This is a genomic window from Variovorax sp. YR752, from assembly GCF_943372545.1.
On sequence record NZ_CALRZC010000170.1, the window covers coordinates 1 to 18,348 of the forward strand.

Annotated in this window: 18 protein-coding genes; 16 read left to right on the plus strand and 2 right to left on the minus strand. The window is 69.0% G+C overall.

Features of this window, described 5'->3' with window-relative positions:
* The coding region (locus tag AAG801_RS29600) for an aminotransferase class I/II-fold pyridoxal phosphate-dependent enzyme (RefSeq protein WP_341891600.1) at positions 1 to 431 on the plus strand (431 nt) is incomplete at its 5' end.
* Positions 428 to 1,186, plus strand: a complete 759-nt coding sequence (gene bioD / locus AAG801_RS29605) for a dethiobiotin synthase (protein WP_341891601.1) — start codon at positions 428 to 430, stop codon at positions 1,184 to 1,186. The genes AAG801_RS29600 and bioD, both read left to right, overlap by 4 nt.
* On the opposite strand, the gene AAG801_RS29610 is transcribed toward bioD, so the two are convergent.
* Positions 1,169 to 2,221 carry an aldo/keto reductase gene (locus tag AAG801_RS29610; protein ID WP_341891602.1) on the minus strand — a complete coding sequence of 351 codons (1,053 nt, stop codon included), beginning with the start codon at positions 2,219 to 2,221 and terminating at the stop codon, positions 1,169 to 1,171. The two genes, bioD and AAG801_RS29610, sit on opposite strands and share 18 nt — an antisense overlap.
* A gap of 246 nt (positions 2,222 to 2,467) precedes the next feature.
* On the opposite strand from AAG801_RS29610, the gene AAG801_RS29615 reads away from it, so the two are divergent.
* Together AAG801_RS29615 and AAG801_RS29620 are read left to right on the plus strand one after the other, a co-directional pair.
* A complete protein-coding gene (locus AAG801_RS29615; RefSeq protein WP_341891603.1) occupies positions 2,468 to 3,451 on the plus strand; it encodes an AraC family transcriptional regulator in 984 nt (327 codons plus the stop codon).
* Positions 3,452 to 3,613: 162 nt separating this feature from the next.
* Positions 3,614 to 4,843 carry a cyclopropane-fatty-acyl-phospholipid synthase family protein gene (locus AAG801_RS29620; RefSeq protein ID WP_341891604.1) on the plus strand — a complete coding sequence of 410 codons (1,230 nt, stop codon included), beginning with the start codon at positions 3,614 to 3,616 and terminating at the stop codon, positions 4,841 to 4,843.
* A gap of 21 nt (positions 4,844 to 4,864) precedes the next feature.
* Here AAG801_RS29620 and AAG801_RS29625 read toward each other — a convergent pair whose 3' ends face one another.
* Entirely contained in the window at positions 4,865 to 5,071 is a 207-nt protein-coding gene (locus AAG801_RS29625; RefSeq protein WP_056581096.1) for a dodecin, read from the minus strand.
* A 176-nt stretch (positions 5,072 to 5,247) separates the two neighbouring features.
* On the opposite strand from AAG801_RS29625, the gene AAG801_RS29630 reads away from it, so the two are divergent.
* The 12 genes from AAG801_RS29630 to AAG801_RS29685 form a co-directional block, all read left to right on the plus strand.
* Entirely contained in the window at positions 5,248 to 5,448 is a 201-nt protein-coding gene (locus AAG801_RS29630) for a hypothetical protein (protein ID WP_192196637.1), read from the plus strand.
* Between the two features lie 115 nt (positions 5,449 to 5,563).
* Complete coding sequence (locus tag AAG801_RS29635) at positions 5,564 to 6,571, plus strand: LLM class flavin-dependent oxidoreductase (protein WP_341891605.1); 1,008 nt, start codon at positions 5,564 to 5,566, stop codon at positions 6,569 to 6,571.
* 35 nt (positions 6,572 to 6,606) lie between these two features.
* Positions 6,607 to 7,953, plus strand: a complete 1,347-nt coding sequence (locus AAG801_RS29640) for an LLM class flavin-dependent oxidoreductase (protein ID WP_341891615.1) — start codon at positions 6,607 to 6,609, stop codon at positions 7,951 to 7,953.
* Positions 7,953 to 9,173, plus strand: a complete 1,221-nt coding sequence (locus tag AAG801_RS29645; protein WP_341891606.1) for a M20 aminoacylase family protein — start codon at positions 7,953 to 7,955, stop codon at positions 9,171 to 9,173. The genes AAG801_RS29640 and AAG801_RS29645 overlap by 1 nt, the downstream gene beginning before the upstream one ends.
* On the plus strand, positions 9,170 to 9,706 hold the full coding sequence (locus tag AAG801_RS29650; protein ID WP_341891607.1) for a GNAT family N-acetyltransferase: 537 nt from the start codon (positions 9,170 to 9,172) through the stop codon (positions 9,704 to 9,706). The genes AAG801_RS29645 and AAG801_RS29650 overlap by 4 nt, the downstream gene beginning before the upstream one ends.
* Positions 9,703 to 11,520, plus strand: a complete 1,818-nt coding sequence (locus AAG801_RS29655; RefSeq protein WP_341891608.1) for an amino acid ABC transporter permease/ATP-binding protein — start codon at positions 9,703 to 9,705, stop codon at positions 11,518 to 11,520. Before AAG801_RS29650 ends, AAG801_RS29655 begins: the two co-directional genes overlap by 4 nt.
* A 40-nt stretch (positions 11,521 to 11,560) precedes the next feature.
* Positions 11,561 to 12,484: an ABC transporter substrate-binding protein gene (locus AAG801_RS29660; RefSeq protein ID WP_341891609.1), complete on the plus strand. Its 924-nt coding sequence runs from the start codon at positions 11,561 to 11,563 to the stop codon at positions 12,482 to 12,484.
* 12 nt (positions 12,485 to 12,496) lie between these two features.
* Entirely contained in the window at positions 12,497 to 13,423 is a 927-nt protein-coding gene (locus AAG801_RS29665; protein WP_341891610.1) for an ABC transporter substrate-binding protein, read from the plus strand.
* 19 nt (positions 13,424 to 13,442) lie between these two features.
* On the plus strand, positions 13,443 to 14,483 hold the full coding sequence (locus AAG801_RS29670; RefSeq protein WP_341891611.1) for an LLM class flavin-dependent oxidoreductase: 1,041 nt from the start codon (positions 13,443 to 13,445) through the stop codon (positions 14,481 to 14,483).
* Positions 14,484 to 14,602: 119 nt separating this feature from the next.
* Positions 14,603 to 15,553 (plus strand): sulfurtransferase, encoded by a 951-nt coding sequence (locus tag AAG801_RS29675; RefSeq protein ID WP_341891612.1) that lies wholly within the window; start codon positions 14,603 to 14,605, stop codon positions 15,551 to 15,553.
* Positions 15,554 to 15,682: 129 nt separating this feature from the next.
* Positions 15,683 to 16,894: a YeeE/YedE family protein gene (locus tag AAG801_RS29680; RefSeq protein ID WP_341891613.1), complete on the plus strand. Its 1,212-nt coding sequence runs from the start codon at positions 15,683 to 15,685 to the stop codon at positions 16,892 to 16,894.
* A 164-nt stretch (positions 16,895 to 17,058) separates the two neighbouring features.
* A partial coding sequence (locus AAG801_RS29685) for an ABC transporter substrate-binding protein (protein WP_341891614.1) occupies positions 17,059 to 18,348 on the plus strand: 1,290 nt, incomplete at its 3' end.

An 18,348-nucleotide genomic window follows, 5' to 3' on the forward strand; every position in this document is an offset into this window, starting at 1 on the left:
TGGTGCAGCGCGCGCGGCCTTATCTCTTCACGACGGCCGCGCCGCCAGCAGTGGCGCATGCGCTGCTGACGAGCCTGGCGCTCATCGAGGGCGAGGAGGGCATGCGCCGCCGCGCGCAACTGCGCGCCCGCATCACGCAACTGCGCAGCGGCCTGAAGCAGGTGCTGCCCGCCGACGGCAGCGCCTGGCTGGCCGATTCGCCGACCGCGATCCAGCCGCTCATCGTGGGCGACAACGCGCGCGCCATGCAGACCATGGAACGGCTCGACGCGCACGGCCTGCGCGTCGGCGCGATCCGTCCGCCGACCGTGCCCGCCGGCACCGCGCGGCTGCGCATCGCGCTGTCGGCGAGCCACAGCGAGGCCGACGTGGCGCGGCTCATCGGTGCGCTGGGCGAGGCCCTGGCCGAACCGTGGCCGGAGGCCGCATGACGACGACGGCAGCAGCGACACAGCGCCGCTGGTTCGTCACCGGCACCGACACCGGCGTCGGCAAGACGCTGGTGAGCAGCGCCATGCTCGCGCTGCTGGCCACCTCGGGCCTGCGCGCGGTCGGCATGAAGCCGGTGGCGGCGGGGCTCGATGCCATCGATGGCGAATGGCGCAACGAAGACGTCGAGCGCCTGCAGGCGGCCGGCAATGTCGCCGCGCCGCTCGCCTGGCGCTGCCCCTACGTGCTGAAGGCGCCGATGTCGCCGCACCTGGCGGCGCGGGAAGAGGGCGTGCAGGTCGCGCTGCCCGTGCTGCTCGATGCCTTCGAGCGGCTGTCGGCCCATGCCGACGCGGTGGTGGTGGAAGGCGTGGGCGGCTTTTGCGTGCCGCTGGGCGACGACCTGGACACCGCCGACCTCGCGGTGGCGCTGGGCCTGCCGGTGATCCTCGTGGTCGGGCTGCGGCTGGGCTGCCTCAACCACGCGCTGCTCACCGCCGAGGCGATCCGTGCGCGCGGGCTGGTGCTCGCGGGTTGGGTGGCGAGCGTGGTCGAGCCGCAGATGCTCTCGCCCGAGGGCAACCTGCAGACGCTGCGCGCCCGGCTCGGTGCGCCGCTGCTGGGCATGGTGCCGCACCTGGCCGAACCCGAGGCCGCGCGCGCCGCCGAGCACCTCGACCTGCGCGCGCTGCGGGCGAGCGCGGCCCATGCCGCGCGTCGCACCGAGGCCCCGCTCGTGTCAGCCGCGACGGCCTGAGTCGGCCAGCCGCTGGGCGCGCACGCCGCCCTGGCGCGTGAGCATCCAGCCCGGGTACTCGGGCGCCAGCGCGCTGGCGGTGTCGAGCGCCGCCAGCTCGTCGGCCGTGAGCTTCACCTCGGTGGCGGCGATGTTGTCGTCGAGCTGATCGATGCGCTTGGCGCCGACGATCACGCTGGTCACGACCGGCTGGTGCAGCAGCCACGCCAGCGCGATCTGCGCCACCGACACGCCGCGCGGTTCGGCGAACTGGCGCATGAGGTCGATGCAGTCGTAGGCGCGCTCCACGTTCACCGGCGGAAAGTCGAAGCTCGCGCGGCGGCTGCCTTCCGCGGTGGCCGTGTGGCGATCGACCTTGCCGCTCAGCAGGCCGCCGGCCAGCGGGCTCCAGACCATCAGGCCGAGCTGTTCGCTGCGCAGCATCGGCACCAGCTCGCGCTCCAGGTCGCGCCCGGCCACGGTGTAATAAGCCTGCAGCGACTCGAAGCGCGCGAGCCGGTCGCGCTCGGCAATGCCCAGCGCCTTGGCGATCTGCCACGCGGCCCAGTTCGACACGCCCACGTAGCGCACGTGGCCCTGGCGCACGAGGTCGTCGAGCGCGCGCACGGTTTCCTCGATGGGCGTGAGCGGGTCGGTGCCATGGATCTGGTACAGGTCGATGTGGTCCAGCTGCAGCCGCTTCAGGCTGGCCTTCACGCCGTCCATGATGTGATAGCGCGAGGCGCCGGCGGAGTTCACGCCCTTGCTGCCGGTCTCGCCGAGCACCTTGGTGGCGACCACCACGCGGTCGCGCGGCACCTTGAGGTTCTTCAGTGCCTGGCCGGTGATGGTCTCGGAGAGGCCGTCGGAGTACACGTCGGCCGTGTCGATGAAGTTGATGCCGGCATCGAGCGAGCGGCCGATGAGGCCTTCGGCCTCGCCTTGCTGCAGCTGGCCGATGTGGTCCCAGATGCCCGGCGCGCCGCCGAAGGTCATCGTGCCCAGGCAGAGTTCGGAAACCAGGAGGCCGGTGCGGCCGAATTTGCGGTAGTGCATCGAAAGTTGTCCTTTGCGTGAGGAGGAGCCGTCCGGCCTGCACGAGCTGCGGGAATGCCGGTGGTTGCGAAAAAGTATCCGGCCGGAGGCACCCGGCCGGCGAGCGCGTTTCTGCAAAGTCTTTGCCTATTCCTCCAGACCTCGCGCAGGGGTCGTGCAGATTCGAGGGCACGGCGCTAAGCTGCGGGCAGCCCAATCCTCCATGGCCGTGACCGCGGCCGCGCCCCTTTTGTCAGAGGCCCACCCATGTCCGACGAAACCCTCGACACCGCCACCGTCCTCGCCATGCCGATGCCGCTGGACCCCGAACTCGATGCCGCCCGCGAAGAGCTGGTGCAGCTCATCCGCCACATCACGCGCGGACAGGACGGCACGGTCGACTGCGCCGTGCCCGGCCTGCAGGTGCACTGCATCAGCAAGCCCGACGGCCCCAAGCACGGCTTCGCGACGCCGGCGCTGGGCCTCATTGCCCAGGGCTCCAAGCGGATCATCGTGGGCGACGACATCTACGTGTACGACCCCATGAACTACCTCGTCACCTCGGTCGACCTGCCGGTGTGCGGGCAGGTGTGCGTGACCAGCGAGAACGAGCCCTACCTGGGCGTGCGGCTGGAGCTGGCGGTCGACGAGATCGGCGACCTCATCGGCGACGAAAAACTGCCGGCCAAGGCCAACGCACCGGCCTCGCGCGGCATGTACGTCAACCGCATCGCCATGCCGGTGCTCGAGCCCGTGCTGCGCCTGCTGCGGCTGCTCGACACGCCCGAAGACATTCCGATCATGGCGCCGCTCATCAAGCGCGAGATCATGTACCGACTGCTGGTGAACGGCGAGGGCGCGCGGCTGCGCCAGATTGCGCTGCACGACAGCCACACGCAGCGCATCGCCAAAGCCATCAGCGCGCTGCGCACGAACTACGCGCAGTCGCTGCGCGTGGAAGACATGGCGCGTGCGGTGCACATGAGCGTGTCGTCGTTCCACCATCATTTCAAGGCCGTGACGGCGATGAGCCCGCTGCAGTACCAGAAGCAGCTGCGCCTGCAGGAAGCGCGCCGCCAGATGCTGATCGCCGGCACCGACGTGGCGAGCGCGGCGCACAACGTGGGCTATGAAAGCCCTTCGCAGTTCGCACGCGAGTACGGTCGCATGTTCGGCGCGCCGCCGCTGCGCGACAAGCGGCGCTGGCTCGGCGAGGCCGGCAACGACGCGACGTCGATGGAAGCCGCGTAGCAGGGCTCAGGGCTCGCCCAAGCAATCATCCAACCTAGCACTTGCCGCGATTTCTTGCGTCGTCGTGGAAATGCAGGTTTCGCAAAATCTCGTTATCGTTTTGTTGCTGCAGCACCCCATCCGCCCGTGGAGGCGGGACTACTCAACAACTCGGAGAGATGCATGCTTTGGGAAAAGAAGCTGGCGCAGTGGAGCGCCGCGGTTCGGGCACGGGCCAACCTGCCCGCGCGGCTCACCTTGTGGGACGGCCAGTCCTACGACTTCGGTGACTTCAGCGGGCCGGCGGTCACGCTGCACGTGAAATCGCCCGCGGCGCTGTCGCTGATGCTGCAGCCGACGCTCGACAACCTGGGCGAGGCCTACGTCAAGAGCAAGATCGACATCGAAGGCAAGCTCAGCGACGTGATCGACATCGCCTACGGCCTGGCGAAGACCTCGCTCGACAAGCCCGGCGGCGCGCTGCAAAGCATGGCGCGCTACTTCGCGCACACCAAGTCGTCGGACAAGAAATCCATCGAGTACCACTACGACGTGTCGAACGCGTTCTACCAACTCTGGCTCGACGCGAACATGGTCTATTCGTGCGCCTACTTCGAGAACGGCGACGAAGACCTGGCCACCGCGCAGCTGAAGAAGATCGACCACATCCTCACCAAGATCGAACTCAAGCCGGGGCAGACGCTGCTCGACGTCGGCTGCGGCTGGGGCGCGCTGGTGATCCGCGCGGCGCAGAAGTTCGGCGCGCGCTGCGTGGGCGTCACGCTGTCGCAGAACCAGTTCGACCTGGCGACCGAACGCGTGAAAGCCGCCGGCCTGCAAGACCGCATCGAGATCCGCCTGCAGGACTACCGCGACGTGACCGGCCAATTCGATCGCATCACCAGCGTCGGCATGTTCGAGCACGTGGGCCGCAAGAACCTGCCCGAGTACTTCAAGCGCGTGCAACAGCTGCTGGCCGACGACGGCATCGTCATGAACCACGGCATCACCTCGTCCGACCCCGAGGGCGGCGGCGTGTCGTATGGCGGCGGCGACTTCATCGACCGCTACGTGTTTCCCAACGGCGAGCTGCCGCACATCAGCCTGGCGCTGCAGGCCATGCAGCAGGGCGGGCTCGAAGCCTTCGACGTGGAGAACCTGCGCCGTCACTACGCGCAGACGCTGCGCCACTGGAGCGACGCCTACGAGGCCCACGCCGACGAGGCACGTGCGCTCGTCGACGAAGAGAAGTTCCGCATCTGGCGCATCTACCTTGCGGGCTGCGCCTATGCCTTCGAGAACGACGACGTGGCGATCTACCAGATCGTTGGGCGCAAGGCGGGCAGGGCTGCCAAGACGCTGCCGTGGTCGCGCCGTTTTATCTACGAAGGCACGTCGGCGTTGCGCGCCTGACCCGTCAAGGCCGCGTTGCGGCTATTCGAGCGTGAAGCCGATCTTCACCGTCACCTGCCAGTGCGCGATCTTGCCGTCGACCACGTGGCCGCGCGTCTCGGTGACGGTGAACCACTGGATGTTGCGCACCGTCTCATGCGCCTTCGCGATGGCGGTCTGCACCGCGTCCTCGATGCTCGTGGGGGACGAGCCGGTCAGCTCGAGCGACTTGTAGACATGGTTCGACATGGCGGCTGCTCCTTGGGTGGTTGCGTGCCCATCGTAGCCAGTGCACGGGGGGCGGGGCAACTCCTTTGAGCGCGCGGATGCGATGCAAACCGCATCAGCACATTCGCAATCCGTCGTTGGCAAGGGCGCGGGTGCTTCGCAGAATCGGCGGCATTGATCCAGGGAAACCGCCCGCCATGTCGCTGCACACCATCGCCTCTTCGTCCCCGGCCGCACAGGCCCGCCACATCCTCGCGCTGACCGCCATTGCCTGGTGCATCGCAACGCCGTCGCCGCATGAAGTGGCGCGCCGCGCACCGCATGGGCATGTGCCGCTGCGCGTGCGCAGGAGGCTGCACGCCACGGCCGTGGCGGCGCTGTTGCCGTATGCATGGTGAGCCGCACGACCCCGCAGATTCCAGATATCGATAGAGGAATTCAGCGCAAACGGCCCGTGCGATGGCTCGCAGAATTTGAAGCACACCCGCTTCCACTGCGCCATCGCCGAACACCGTGTCCTACTCGCTCTCCCTGCTCGACAAGAGCCTGATCCCCGAAGGTGCCGACGCCGCGCAGGCGTTCCAGCACACCATCGCGCTGGCCCAGCGCGCCGAACGTCTGGGCTACCGGCGCTACTGGCTGGCCGAGCACCACGGCAACCGCACCTACGCCGGCTCGGCGCCCGAGGTGCTGGCCTCGCACCTGCTCGCGAAGACCTCGCGCATCCGCATCGGCACCGGCGGCGTGATGCTGCAGCACTACAGCCCGTTCAAGGTCGCGGAGACCTTCAAGGTGCTGGCCTCGCTGGCGCCGGGCCGCGTCGACTTGGGCATCGGCAAGGCGCCGGGCGGGCTGCCGCTGACCAGCAAGGCGCTGCAATCGCTGCACGATCCGGTGAAGGCAAAGGCCCTCGATTTCGAAGCGCGCCTGCAGGAGCTCGATGCCTTCCTGCACGACGGTGTGCCCGCCGACCATGCACTGGCGGGTGCGGTCGCCACGCCATTCCCGCCGCAGCCGCCGCAGCGCGTGCTGCTTGGCGGCAGCCCCGAAAGCGCGTTGCTCGCGGCGCGGCTGGGTTGGCAGTTCGTCTACGCGGGTCACTTCAACGGCGACCCCGTGAACATCGAGCAATCGATCGACGCCTACCGCGGCGCGACCGGCCGCGCACCGCTGCTCGCGCTGTTCGCCTTCGCGGCCGAGACGCACGACGAGGCCGCGCAGTTGGTGGGCGCGCTGCGCAGCTTCCGCGTGACCTTGGGCACGGGCCAGAGCGTGAACCTGCCGAGCCTCGAAGCCGCCGCCGAGTTCGCACGGCAGGCCGGCACCAGCGACTACCGCACCGAGGAGCGGCGCCCGCACGTCATCGCCGGCACCGGCGACGAGGTGCGCGATGCGCTCAACGCCCTCAGCGCGCGCCACGGCATCGAGGAGTTCGTGATCGACATCCCAGTGGCGAATTTCGCCGCGCGTGCCACGGCCGTCGAGTTGCTGGCGCAGGCCCACGAGCCCGCACTGGCCTGAGCGTCTTCTTCTTTTTCTTTCCCATCACAAGAACGATCGTCATGAGCAACATCCAGTTCGGCGTCATGCTGCAAGGGGCCGGCAGCCACATGAATGCCTGGAAGCACCCGGGCGGCCCGGCCGATGCCAGCGTCAACCTCGACTTCTTCATCCGCAATGCGCAGAAGGCCGAGGCCGCGGGCATCGCTTTTGCCTTCGTGGCCGACGGGCTCTACATCAACGAGAAGTCGATTCCGCACTTTCTCAACCGCTTCGAGCCGATCTCCATCCTCTCGGCGCTGGCCGCCGTCACCTCGAAGATCGGCCTCGCGGGCACCATCTCCAGCTCGTACAGCGACCCGTTCACGGTGGCGCGGCAGTTCGCCTCGCTCGACCTCATCAGCGGCGGGCGCGCAGGCTGGAACGTGGTGACCACGCCGCTCGAAGGCAGCGCCAAGAACTACAGCCGCGCGCACCCCGAGCACGGGCTGCGCTACGAGATCGCCGACGAATACCTGGCCGTGACGCAGGGCCTGTGGGACAGCTGGGACGACGACGCCTTCGTGCGCGACCGCGAGAGCGGTCAGTTCTTCGACCGCGACAAGCTGCACACGCTGGACCACAAGGGCCGCTTCTTCCAGGTGGCGGGGCCGCTGAACATCCAGCGTTCACCGCAGGGGCAGCCCGTGATCTTCCAGGCCGGCTCGTCGGACGCCGGCATCGGTCTCGCGGGCAAGTACGCCGACGCGGTGTTCACGCATTCGCCCTCGCTCGAAGACACGCGCGCCTTCCTCAAGCAGGTCAAAGCCAGTGCCGTCGCGCAGGGCCGGCAGGCCGGCGACGTGAAGATCTTCCCGGGCATCGGCCCGGTGGTCGCTGCCACCGAGGCCGAGGCCGAGGCCAAGTACCTCGCCATCCGCGCACTGCTGACGGTCGAAGAAGCCTTGGCCTACCTGGGCCGCTTCTTCGACCACCACGACTTCAGCCAGTACCCGCTCGATGCGCCGTTTCCCGAGCTGGGCGAGATCGGCCGCAACAGCTTTCGCTCGACCACCGACCGCATCAAGGCGAATGCCAAGGCCAAGGGCCAGACGCTGCGCGAGGTGGCACTCGAAGTCGCCACGCCACGCACGCAGTTCGTGGGCACGGGCGAGCGCATCGCCGACGAGATCATCCGCTGGGTGGACGAGGGCGCGGCCGACGGCTTCATCCTCGGCTTCCCGGTGCTGGGGCAGGGCCTCGACGACTTCATCGAGTTCGTGGTTCCCGCACTGGAGGCCCGCGGTCGCTACCAGCGCACGCTGCCCGGCCAGACCCTGCGCGACCACCTGGGCCTGCAGCGCAAGGCGAGCCGCCATGCGCTGCCCCAAGGCAACGCCGCCCCCGAGCGGAAAGCCGCCTGATGGGCGCCGCATTGCCACGCCCGGCCCTCAAGGACATCCACCGCGTCGAATCGACCATTGCCGGCTACGGCGACGAATTCATTGCGCTGCGGCGCGACATTCACCAGCACCCCGAGCTGTCGTTCAAGGAGCACCGCACCTCGGCGCTCGTGGCCGAGAGGCTCGCGGCCTGGGGCTACGAGGTCGCGACCGGCCTGGCCGGCACCGGCGTGGTGGGCACGCTGCGGCGCGGGTCGGGGCGCAGCCTCGGCATCCGCGCCGACATGGACGCGCTGCCGATCCACGAAGCCACGGGCCTGCCGTATGCGAGCGAGAACGCGGGCGTGATGCATGCGTGCGGCCACGACGGCCACACGGCGATCCTGCTCGCGGCGGCGCGCTTCCTGGCCGAGGCGGGCAGCTTTCGCGGCACGCTGCACCTGATCTTCCAGCCCGCCGAAGAACTCGGCGCGGGTGCGAAGAAGATGATCGACGAGGGTCTGTTCACGCGCTTCCCGTGCGATGCGGTGTTCGGCCTGCACAACTGGCCCGGCGTGAGCACGGGGCATGTGGGCTGTGTCACCGGCCCCGCGATGGCGGCCATCGACCAGGCCCACATCACGGTGCGCGGCAAGGGCGGCCACGGTGCGCAGCCGCACGAGACGGTCGACCCTGTGGTCGCGAGCGCGCACCTGATCGCGGCGCTGCAGACGGTGGTGGCGCGCAACGTCGATCCGCTCGACATGGGCGTGGTCACGGTCGGCTCCATCCACGGCGGCGAAGCCTCCAACGTGATCCCGAACACGGTCGAGCTCAAGCTCACGGCACGCTCGTTCAAGCCCGAGGTGCGCGCGCTGCTGGCACAACGCATTCCCGCGCTGGCACGGGCGCAGGCCGAGAGCTTCGGTGCGCAGGCCGAGGTGGACTACCGGCCGGGCTTTCCGCCGGTGGTCAACCACGCAGAGGAAACCGCCTTCGCGCGCGCCGTTGCACTCGACACCTTCGGCGCGCAGCGGGTCGACCCGGCCTTCCGCCCGCGCACCGCCAGCGAAGACTTCGCCTACATGCTGCAGGCCCGCCCCGGCAGCTACGTGTTCTTCGGCAATGGCGAAAGCGCCTCGCTGCACAGCCCGCGCTACGACTTCAACGACGCGATCCTTGCGCCCGCGGCCGTGTACTGGGCCCGGCTGGCCGAGCGCTTTCTTTCCGCCGACGGCGACACCCAGGAAACCACCCCATGAGCGAACAGTTTCTCTACACCACGCCGCTGGACCCGCTGGCCCGGCCGTTGATCGAAGGGCTCACCTTCGAGTACGACAGCCGCTACGGCGACGTGCTGCGCGAGCCCGGTGCACCGCGCGAGATCGACCGCTACCCGCCCGAGGTGTTCGCACCGCCGCACGGCAACTTCGTGCTGCTGCTGCGCGACGGCGTGGCGATCGGCGGCGGCGCCTTCATGCGCCACGACGAACGCACCGCCGAACTCAAGCGCGTGTGGACGCATGGCGCGCTGCGCCGCCAGGGCCTGGCGAGCCGCGTGCTCGCCGAGCTGGAGGCACAGGTGCTGCGCCAGGGCTATGAGCGCATCTACCTCACGACGGGCTTTCGCCAGCCCGAGGCCGTGGGCCTGTACCGCAGCCACGGCTACACGGCGCTCTTCACCGACGACGCCGATCCCGAGACGCCGCGCAAGCTGCCGTTCGAGAAGCACCTGGCGCAGTGGGCCGCGCAAGGCCGCGCCGGCACAGCGCTGAGCGAGGCGGTGTCGCGATGAACACGACCACCGTGAGCGACGTCGGCCCCGCGCCGCGCAGCCCCGCAGTGCCCGTTCGCCGGAGTGATGCAACGCCGCCTGCCAAGGGCGACTACTCGCATTTGCGCATCGTCCCCGCGACGTATCCGGCGCGCACCGTCGGCACGATCTTCGCGGTGGCGGTGATCGGCCTCGTGCTGCATTCGGTGCTCACCAACCCGCGCTGGGGCTGGCCGGTGTTCGCCGAGTGGTTCTTTTCGGAGCCGGTGCTGGCCGGCCTGGGCCGCACGCTGCTGCTCACTGCGCTGGGCGCGGTGCTGGGTTTCTTCTTCGGCACCGGGCTGGCGCTGGCGCGGGTGTCGCGCTCGCCGCTGCTGGCGCGGCTGGCCTGGGTGTTCACCTGGCTCTTTCGCTCGGTGCCGGTGATCGTGCTGCTGCTGATCATCAACAACCTGGGCTACCTGTACGAGACCGTGTCGCTCGGCGTGCCGTTCACCGATCTCACGTTCTTCTCGTACCCGACGACGCAGCTCATCAGCCCCTTCGTGGCGGCGCTGCTGGGCCTCACGCTGAACCAGGCGGCCTTTGCCTCGGAGATCGTGCGCGGGGGCATTCTGTCGGTGGACCAAGGGCAGTTGGAAGCAGCGGCTGCGCTGGGCCTTGCTCGCCGGCGCCAGGCTTCGCGCATCGTGCTGCCGCAGGCCATGCGCAGCATCCTGCCCACGGCTTTCAACGACATCATCGGGCTGGCCAAGGGCACCTCGAACCTCTACATCCTGGCGCTGCCCGAGCTGTTCTACACGATCCAGATCATCTACCGGCGCAACCTGGAAGTGATTCCGCTGCTCATGGTGGCGACCGTGTGGTACCTCGTGATCCTCACCGTGCTGTCGGTGGCGCAGCACTACATCGAGCGGCATTTTTCGCGCGGTGCCCTGCGCCATGCGCCGCGCTCGTGGCTGGGCGGTGTGGTGCACGGGCTGTGGACGCGGGGCAGGGCGCCGGTGGTGGTGCCCGTGTCCGTGCCGGCCCCGGCGCCCGCGCAGGTGCCACGCTGGAACGGCGCGCGCGCACCCGGCGGCGAAGTGACGATCCACGGCGTGTCCAAGCGCTTCGGCGCGCTGCAGGTGCTCGACGACGTGACCTTCACCGCGCCGCGCGGCAGCGTCACGGTGATCCTCGGGCCGTCGGGCTCGGGCAAGTCGACGCTGCTGCGCACCATCAACCACCTGGAGCGCGTGGACGACGGCTTCATTGCCATCGACGGTGAGCTCATCGGCTACCGGCGCGACGCCGACACGCTGTACGAGCTGCACGAGAAAGACATCCTCACGCGCCGCGCCGACGTGGGCATGGTGTTCCAGAACTTCAACCTGTTCCCGCACCTCACGGTGCTGGAGAACATCGTCGAGGCGCCGCAGTCGGTGCGCGGCCTGCCGCGCGCCGAGGCCGAGGCGCTGGCCACCGACCTGCTGGCCCGCGTCGGCCTGGCCGACCGCAAGGACGCCTACCCGCGCCAGCTCTCGGGCGGCCAGCAGCAGCGCGTGGCGATTGCGCGGGCGCTGGCGCTCAAGCCCAAGGTGCTGCTGTTCGACGAGCCCACCTCGGCGCTCGACCCCGAGCTGGTGGGCGAGGTGCTCGCGGTGATCGAGGAGCTGGCGAGCTCCGGCACCACGCTGCTCATCGTGACGCACGAGATCGGCTTTGCCCGCGAGGTGGCCGACACCGTGGTCTTCATGGAGCAGGGCCGCATCCTCGAAACCGGCACGCCCGAGCAGGTGTTCAACGCGCCGAGGCACCCGCGCACGGCTGAATTCCTGGCCCGGGTGCTCTGAGCTTTTTCTTCTTTTCTCTTTTTCCAACCGACCGCTTTCCATGACCCATCGACGCCATCTCCTGATTGTTCTTCTGGCCGCCTTGCTGCCCCTGGCCGCCACGGCCCAGACCGCCCCGGCGCCCGACCTGAGCCCGGAGCAGCCGGGCCGCCCGCGCGCACAGAAGATCGACGAGGCCGTGCGGCTCGCGAAGGACTTCAAGTTCCAGAAGGAAGGCGTGCTCGTCGTGGGCACCACCACCGGCCGGCTGCCGTTCGCGGCCTACGCCACCGACACCAAGACGCCCGTGGGCAATGCGCCCGACATCGCGCAGCTCGTGGCCGACAGCCTGGGTCGCAAGCTGGAGCTGGTGTCCACCGCCTGGGCCGACTGGCCGCTGGGCCTGCAGTCGGGCAAGTTCGACGTGGTGGTGTCGAACGTCACGGTCACCGAAGAGCGCAAGGAGAAGTTCGACTTCTCGACCTACCGCAACGACCAGCTGGGCATCTACGTGAAGTCGGACAGCAAGCTCGGCGCCATCAAGGAGCCGAAGGACATCGCGGGCCTGAAGCTCATCGTGACGGCCAGCACGAACCAGGAGCAGATCCTGCTGCGCTGGAACAAGCAGAACCTCGCCGCCGGCCTCAAGCCCATCGAGATCCAGTACTACGACGACGATGTGGTGCAGCGCCTGGCCATCCAGTCGGGCCGCGCCGATGCGTATGTCGGCCCCAACGCCATCGCGGCCTACGAGGCGCGCGACGGCAAGACCCGGCTCGCGGGCCTGGTGTCGGGCGGCTGGCCGCTCAACGCCGAGATCGCCGTCACCTCGCGCAAGGGCTCGGGCATTGCCGAGGCCGTGACGCTGGCGCTGAACACGCAGATCAAGAACGGCAACTACGGCAAGGCGCTGTCGCGCTGGAACCTGGCGTCGGAGGCGATCGAGGTGGCGCGCACCAACCCGCCCGGCCTGCCGAAGAACTGAGGGGCGGGGACCATGTCGCTCAAGAAAAAACTGGGGGCACTGGCCGCCCTCGGGCTGATCGCGCTCGCGCCGGCGCGCGCCGCCGAGACCTTCGACTTCAGCCCCGCGCAGCGCGGACGCCTGCACACCGGCAAGGACGCCGAGGCGGTCAACGCCATTCCACCGAACTTCAAGTTCGTGAAAGAGGGCGTGCTGACCATCGCCATCGCGCCGTTCGCACCGCCGATTTCCACCTACGGCACCGACGCGAAGACCGTGGTGGGCTTCGACCCCGACTTTGCCCACCTCATCGCCGAGGCGCTGGGCCTGAAGCTGGAGCTGCAGCCCATCGCCTGGGCCGACTGGCCGCTGGGCCTGAGCTCGGGCAAGTACGACGCCGTGATCTCCAACGTGGGCGTGACCGAACAGCGCAAGGAGAAGTTCGACTTCTCGACCTACCGGCTCGGCCTGCACGGCTTCTACGTGCGCACCGACAGCGCCATCCAGTCGATCAAGGAACCGAAGGACGTGGCGGGCCTGAAGCTCACGACCGGCGCCGGCACCAACCAGGAACGCATCCTGCTCGAATGGGACCGGCAGAACGTGGCCGCGGGCCTGAAGCCGGTGTCGATCCAGTACTACGACGACGATGTGACGCGCTGGCTGGCGGTGACGACCAAGCGCGTCGACGCCAACTTCAACCCCAACGCACCACAGGCCTACGAGGCCGCGAAGAACGGGCAACTGCGGCTCGCGGGCACCGTCAACGCCGGCTGGCCGCTGAAGTCGGACGTGGCCGTGGCCACGCGCAAGGGCAGCGGCCTGGCCGTGGCGCTCACCACCGCGGCCAACGGCTTGATCCGCAACGGCACCTACGGCAAGGCGCTCGCGCGCTGGCGCCTCGCGGAAGAGGCGCTGCCGAAGTCCGAGGTCAACCCGCCCGGGTTGCCGAAGTTCTGAACACGCCGCACACACGACCATGACCATCCACCACATCGGTTTTCTCACGCCCGGCAACTACGACGAGGCCGACCCGCACGCGGGCCTTGAAGCCGCGCTGCGGCTGTTCGAGTTCGGCGAGCGGCGCGGCTTCGACAGCGCCTGGGTGCGCCAGCGCCACCTGGAGCGCGCCGTGTCGTCGGCGCCGACCTTCCTGGCCGCCGCCACGCAGCGCACGCGCCGCATCGAACTCGGCGCCGCCGTGATCCAGATGGGCTACGAAAACCCGTTCCGCCTGGCCGAAGACCTGGCCACCGTCGACGTGCTGTCGCGCGGACGACTGCAGGTGGGCCTGAGCGCGGGCGCGCCGCCGCATGGCGCCTTGCTGGGCGTTCGCTTCCAGGACGCACCGCCGGCCACCGTCGACTTCACGCACAAGCGCGTGGCGCGGCTGCGGGCCAACCTCGAAGACGTGCTGCTGGGCGACGAAGACACGGTGATCGAATCCGCCGGCGGGCGCGTGCGTCCGCGTGTGCAGCCCTATGCGCCCGGCCTCGTCGGGCGGCTCTGGTACGGCGGCGGATCGCTGCGCTCGGCCGAATGGGCGGGGCGCAACGGCTTTCACTTGCTGCTGGGCAACGTGCTCACGGGCGAGACCACCGACGATTTCCTCGAAGCCCAGACCGGCCTCGTCGAACGCTACCGCGCCAGCGAAGTGCCGGGCGCACGCGGGCGGATCGCACTGGGTCGCGTGATCGTGCCGCTCGATGGGGCCGATGCGGCCACGCGACGCCGCTACCGCACGTTCGCGGCGGGCCGCGTCGAACGCACGCGGACGCCGCAGGGCGAGCGCCGCACGCTGTTCGCCGGCGACCTCGTGGGGAGCGCGGACGAGATCCTGGAGCGCCTGCACCACGACCCGGTGCTGCCGCTGGTGAGCGAGCTGCGCGTGGAGCTGCCCTACAACTTCGACAGCGAGGCCTACGAGCAGATTCTTGACGACATCGCCGTGCGCATCGCGCCCGAGCTCGGCTGGCGTGTGCGTGCCGAGCTGCCACAGAAAGAAGTCGCGCTCGCCTGAGCCTCAGACGCTTTGGGTATGCGCTTATCGCAAACGCTTCGTTGGTGATCGCGCGTTGCCTGCCTAGAGTTCGCTCTGATCTGTTTCAGATGTCTTCCATTCAACACAAGGAGTCCCGCATGTCGATCTTCAGCAGATGGTGGCGCGCCGCGTCCCTCGCCACGCTGACCTTTCTGGCCACCGCGCCCGCTGCCTTTGCCCAGGCCTCGGCCGACGGCAGCGGCCCGCTGGTCTCGACCGACTGGCTCGAGAAGAACCTGCGCAACCCGAAGCTGCGCGTGATCGAGGTCAGCGTGAACCCGGGCCTGTACGAGCGCGGCCACATCCCGGGCGCGGTGAATTTCTCGTGGCACAACGACCTCAACGACCGCGTGCGCCGCGACATCGTGAGCCAAGCTGAATTCGAGAAGCTGCTGTCGGCGGCCGGTGTTGACAAGGACACCACCGTCATCCTCTACGGCGACACCAACAACTGGTTCGCGGCCTGGGGCGCCTGGGTGTTCGACCAGTACGGCGTGCAGAACGTGAAGCTGCTCGACGGCGGCCGCAAGAAGTGGGAGGCCGAGAACCGCGTGTTCGACAACCGCGCGCCCGAACACGTCGCCACGCGCTTCAAGGTGACGCAGCCCAACCCGCAGCTGCGCGCGCGGCTGGCCGATGTGCTGGCCGTGGCCGAGGGCCGCTCCGACGCGAAGCTGGTCGACATCCGCTCGGCCGACGAGTACAGCGGCAAGATCTTCGCGCCGGCCGGTGCCGCCGAATTGGCGGTGCGCGCGGGCCACGTGCCCGGCGCGGCCAACGTGCCCTGGGGCCGTGCGGTGAACGAAGACGGCACCTTCAAGTCGGCCGCCGAGCTGAAGGCGATCTACGCGGCCGTGGGCATCGACGGCAGCAAGCCGGCCATCACCTACTGCCGCATCGGCGAACGCTCGAGCCACACGTGGTTCGCGCTGCACAAGATCCTGGGCTACAAGAACGTGCGCAACTACGACGGCTCGTGGACCGAGTACGGCAACGCCGTCGGCGTGCCGATCAACAACCCGGCCGGCACGGTCTGGGCGTCGAAATGATTGAGTTGAGGTAGGTGAGATGAGTTCGAGGTGAGTCGGCGTTGGAGGGACCTCGCGGCCTCTCCGATGGGCGACATTGGGCGAGCCTTAGTGCTCGCTTTTTTTTGGTCAACACAAAGGGACCGGGGCATGTCCGCTTCATCAATCAACGCGGCGCCTGCGCCGCTTTCGCGCACGGGCCTGACCGCTGCTGTCGTCGTGTTGCTGCTGATCGCGGCCGGCGTGCATCTGCTGGGCGGGCGCAGCGGCGGCCGCGCGCTGGCCTTCGCACTCGGGCTGGGCGCGGTGCTTGGCGTGGTGCTGCAGCGTTCGCGCTTCTGCTTCTACTGCCACGCGCGCGACTACTTCGAAGGCGGCGATGCGCGCGGCCTGCTGGCCATCGTGGCCGCGCTCGCGGTCGGCACCGTGGGCATGCACGTCGTCATGACGGGCTGGCTGCCCGTGCCGCAGCCCGGCCGGCTGCCGCCCGATGCGCACATCGGCCCGGTCAGCGGGGCGTTGGTGCTCGCAGGGCTGGTCTTCGGCGCGGGCATGGTGGTGTCGGGCTCGTGCATCAGCGCGCACTGGTACCGGCTGGGCGAAGGCTCGCCGACGGCGCCTTTTGCGCTACTCGGTGCCGGCGCGGGATTCCTGTTGGGGTTCGCGAGCTGGAACTGGCTCTACAGCGCCACCATTGCCACCGCGCCCGTCGTGTGGCTGCCGCATCACCTGGGCTATGCGGGTTCGGCCGCGCTGCAGCTGGCGGTGCTCGCGGCGTTGAGTGCCTGGCTCTGGCGCAAGCTGCCGGCGGGAGAGGCGGCATTGCCCGCACCGCGCAGCTTCATCGACGCGGCGCACCGCCTGCTGCACCGGCGCTGGCCGTATGCGTGGGGCGGCCTCGCGGTCGGTGCGATCGCGGTGATCGTGGTGCTGCGGCTGCGTCCGCTGGGCGTCACGGCTGCGCTGGGCAGTGCCGCGCGCGACCTCGGCAACGCACACGGCCTGCTGCCGCAGCGCCTGGACGGGCTCGACGGCTTCGGCGGCTGCGTCACGGCGGTGGTCGAAAGCCTCTGGCAGACACCCAACGCGCTGCTGGTCGGCGGCCTCGTGGCGGGCGCGCTGGCCGCGGCGCTCGCGAGCGGGCAGTTCAAGCCCGCATGGCCGACGGTGGGCCAGGCTGTGCGCGGCCTCGGCGGCGGCGTGCTGCTGGGGTGGGGCGCGATGACCGGACTGGGTTGCACGGTCGGCAACCTGCTCTCCGGCACGATGGCCGGCGCGCTGTCGGGTTGGGTGTTCGGCGCGAGCGTGCTGTTGGCGGTGTGGGGTGGGCTGCGGCTGAAGCGCCTTGCGGCGAGGGCGTGACCGCCGTTGATCGCTGCGCGGCAGACACCGCATTTCCATATGCGGAGTCCTTCTTTCGGAGCGGCGCAGGGCAGGGCACAGTCCCGCCACGCAACGACAGGCGTGTGTCCATGCACAGCGGCCATCTGCCTGTTTCAACTTCACAAGAACACCCGAGGGATTCCATGTTCCGACCACTCCTGACCGCGGCCCTGCTGGCCGCCGGCCTGCTGCAGGCGGCCGTCGCCACCGCCGAAACCGTGCGATGGGCGCGCAGCGCCGACCCCGCCACGCTCGATCCGCATGCGGTCAACACCGGCACCAACTTCGGGTTGCTGCACCAGATCTACGAACCGTTGATCCTGCGCGGCGCCGACAGCAAGCTGCAGCCTGCGCTCGCCACCTCGTGGAAGCTCACGGCCGACCCGACGGTGTGGGAGTTCAAGCTGCGCCCCGGCGTCAAGTTCCATGACGGCGCGCTGCTCACTGCCGACGACGTGGTGTTCTCGCTCAAGCGGGCGCAGGCGCCGACGTCGGCCCTGAAGTCGCTGCTGTCGTCGGTGGCCGAGGTGACGAAGGTCGATCCGCTCACGGTGCAGGTCAAGACCAAGGGCCCGAACCTGATCTTCCCGAACAACCTCACGAACCTCTTCATCCTCAGCGAAGCCTGGGCCAAGGCGAACAAGGCCGAGCAGTCGCAGGACGTGGCGAGCAAGACCGAGAACTTCGCCACCCGCAACGAGAACGGCACGGGCCCCTACGTGCTGGCCTCGCGCGAGGTCGATGCGCGCACGGTGCTCAAGCAGTTCCCGCAGTACTGGGGCCGCGGCCAGTTTCCGCTGGATGTGACCGAGCTGGTCTACGTGCCGATCAAGTCGCCCGCCACGCGCGTGGCCGCGCTGCTGTCGGGCGAAGTCGATTTTGTTCAAGACCTGCCGGCGCAGGACGTGGGCCGGCTCAAGGCCGACAAGCGCCTGCGCGTGACCGAAGGGCCCGAGAACCGCTCGATCTTCCTGGGCCTGAACGTGGGCGCGAAGGAACTCAAGTACGCCGACGTGAAGGGCAAGAACCCGCTGGCCGACCCCAAGGTGCGCGAGGCCATCGGCCTGGCGATCGACCGCGATGCGATCAAGGCGGCCGTGATGCGCGGCCTGTCGAACCCCTCGGGCATCATCGCGCCGCCTTTCGTGCACGGCTACGAGAAGGGCTTCGCGGCCTACCCGAAAGCCAATGCGGTGCAGGCCAAGAAACTGCTGGCCGAGGCCGGCTACCCGAACGGCTTTGCGATCACGCTGCACACCCCGAACGACCGCTACGTGAACGACGAGGCCATCAGCACGGCGGTGTCGGGCTTTCTCGGGCGCATCGGCATCAAGACCACGGTAGCGGCGCGCCCGATTGCGCTGCACAGCACCGCCATCAACTCGGCCGACACCGACTTCTACCTGTTCGGCTGGGGCGTGCCGACCTACGAC

Coding starts and splice junctions, on each gene's coding strand:
- bioD (WP_341891601.1), top strand. CDS start 428: ATGACGACGACGGCAGCAGCGACACAGCGCCGCTGGTTCGTCACCGGC.
- AAG801_RS29670 (WP_341891611.1), top strand. CDS start 13,443: ATGACCATCCACCACATCGGTTTTCTCACGCCCGGCAACTACGACGAG.
- AAG801_RS29645 (WP_341891606.1), top strand. CDS start 7,953: ATGGGCGCCGCATTGCCACGCCCGGCCCTCAAGGACATCCACCGCGTC.
- AAG801_RS29620 (WP_341891604.1), top strand. CDS start 3,614: ATGCTTTGGGAAAAGAAGCTGGCGCAGTGGAGCGCCGCGGTTCGGGCA.
- AAG801_RS29680 (WP_341891613.1), top strand. CDS start 15,683: ATGTCCGCTTCATCAATCAACGCGGCGCCTGCGCCGCTTTCGCGCACG.
- AAG801_RS29655 (WP_341891608.1), top strand. CDS start 9,703: ATGAACACGACCACCGTGAGCGACGTCGGCCCCGCGCCGCGCAGCCCC.
- AAG801_RS29650 (WP_341891607.1), top strand. CDS start 9,170: ATGAGCGAACAGTTTCTCTACACCACGCCGCTGGACCCGCTGGCCCGG.
- AAG801_RS29660 (WP_341891609.1), top strand. CDS start 11,561: ATGACCCATCGACGCCATCTCCTGATTGTTCTTCTGGCCGCCTTGCTG.
- AAG801_RS29610 (WP_341891602.1), bottom strand. CDS start 2,221: ATGCACTACCGCAAATTCGGCCGCACCGGCCTCCTGGTTTCCGAACTC.
- AAG801_RS29630 (WP_192196637.1), top strand. CDS start 5,248: ATGTCGCTGCACACCATCGCCTCTTCGTCCCCGGCCGCACAGGCCCGC.
- AAG801_RS29675 (WP_341891612.1), top strand. CDS start 14,603: ATGTCGATCTTCAGCAGATGGTGGCGCGCCGCGTCCCTCGCCACGCTG.
- AAG801_RS29665 (WP_341891610.1), top strand. CDS start 12,497: ATGTCGCTCAAGAAAAAACTGGGGGCACTGGCCGCCCTCGGGCTGATC.
- AAG801_RS29625 (WP_056581096.1), bottom strand. CDS start 5,071: ATGTCGAACCATGTCTACAAGTCGCTCGAGCTGACCGGCTCGTCCCCC.
- AAG801_RS29615 (WP_341891603.1), top strand. CDS start 2,468: ATGTCCGACGAAACCCTCGACACCGCCACCGTCCTCGCCATGCCGATG.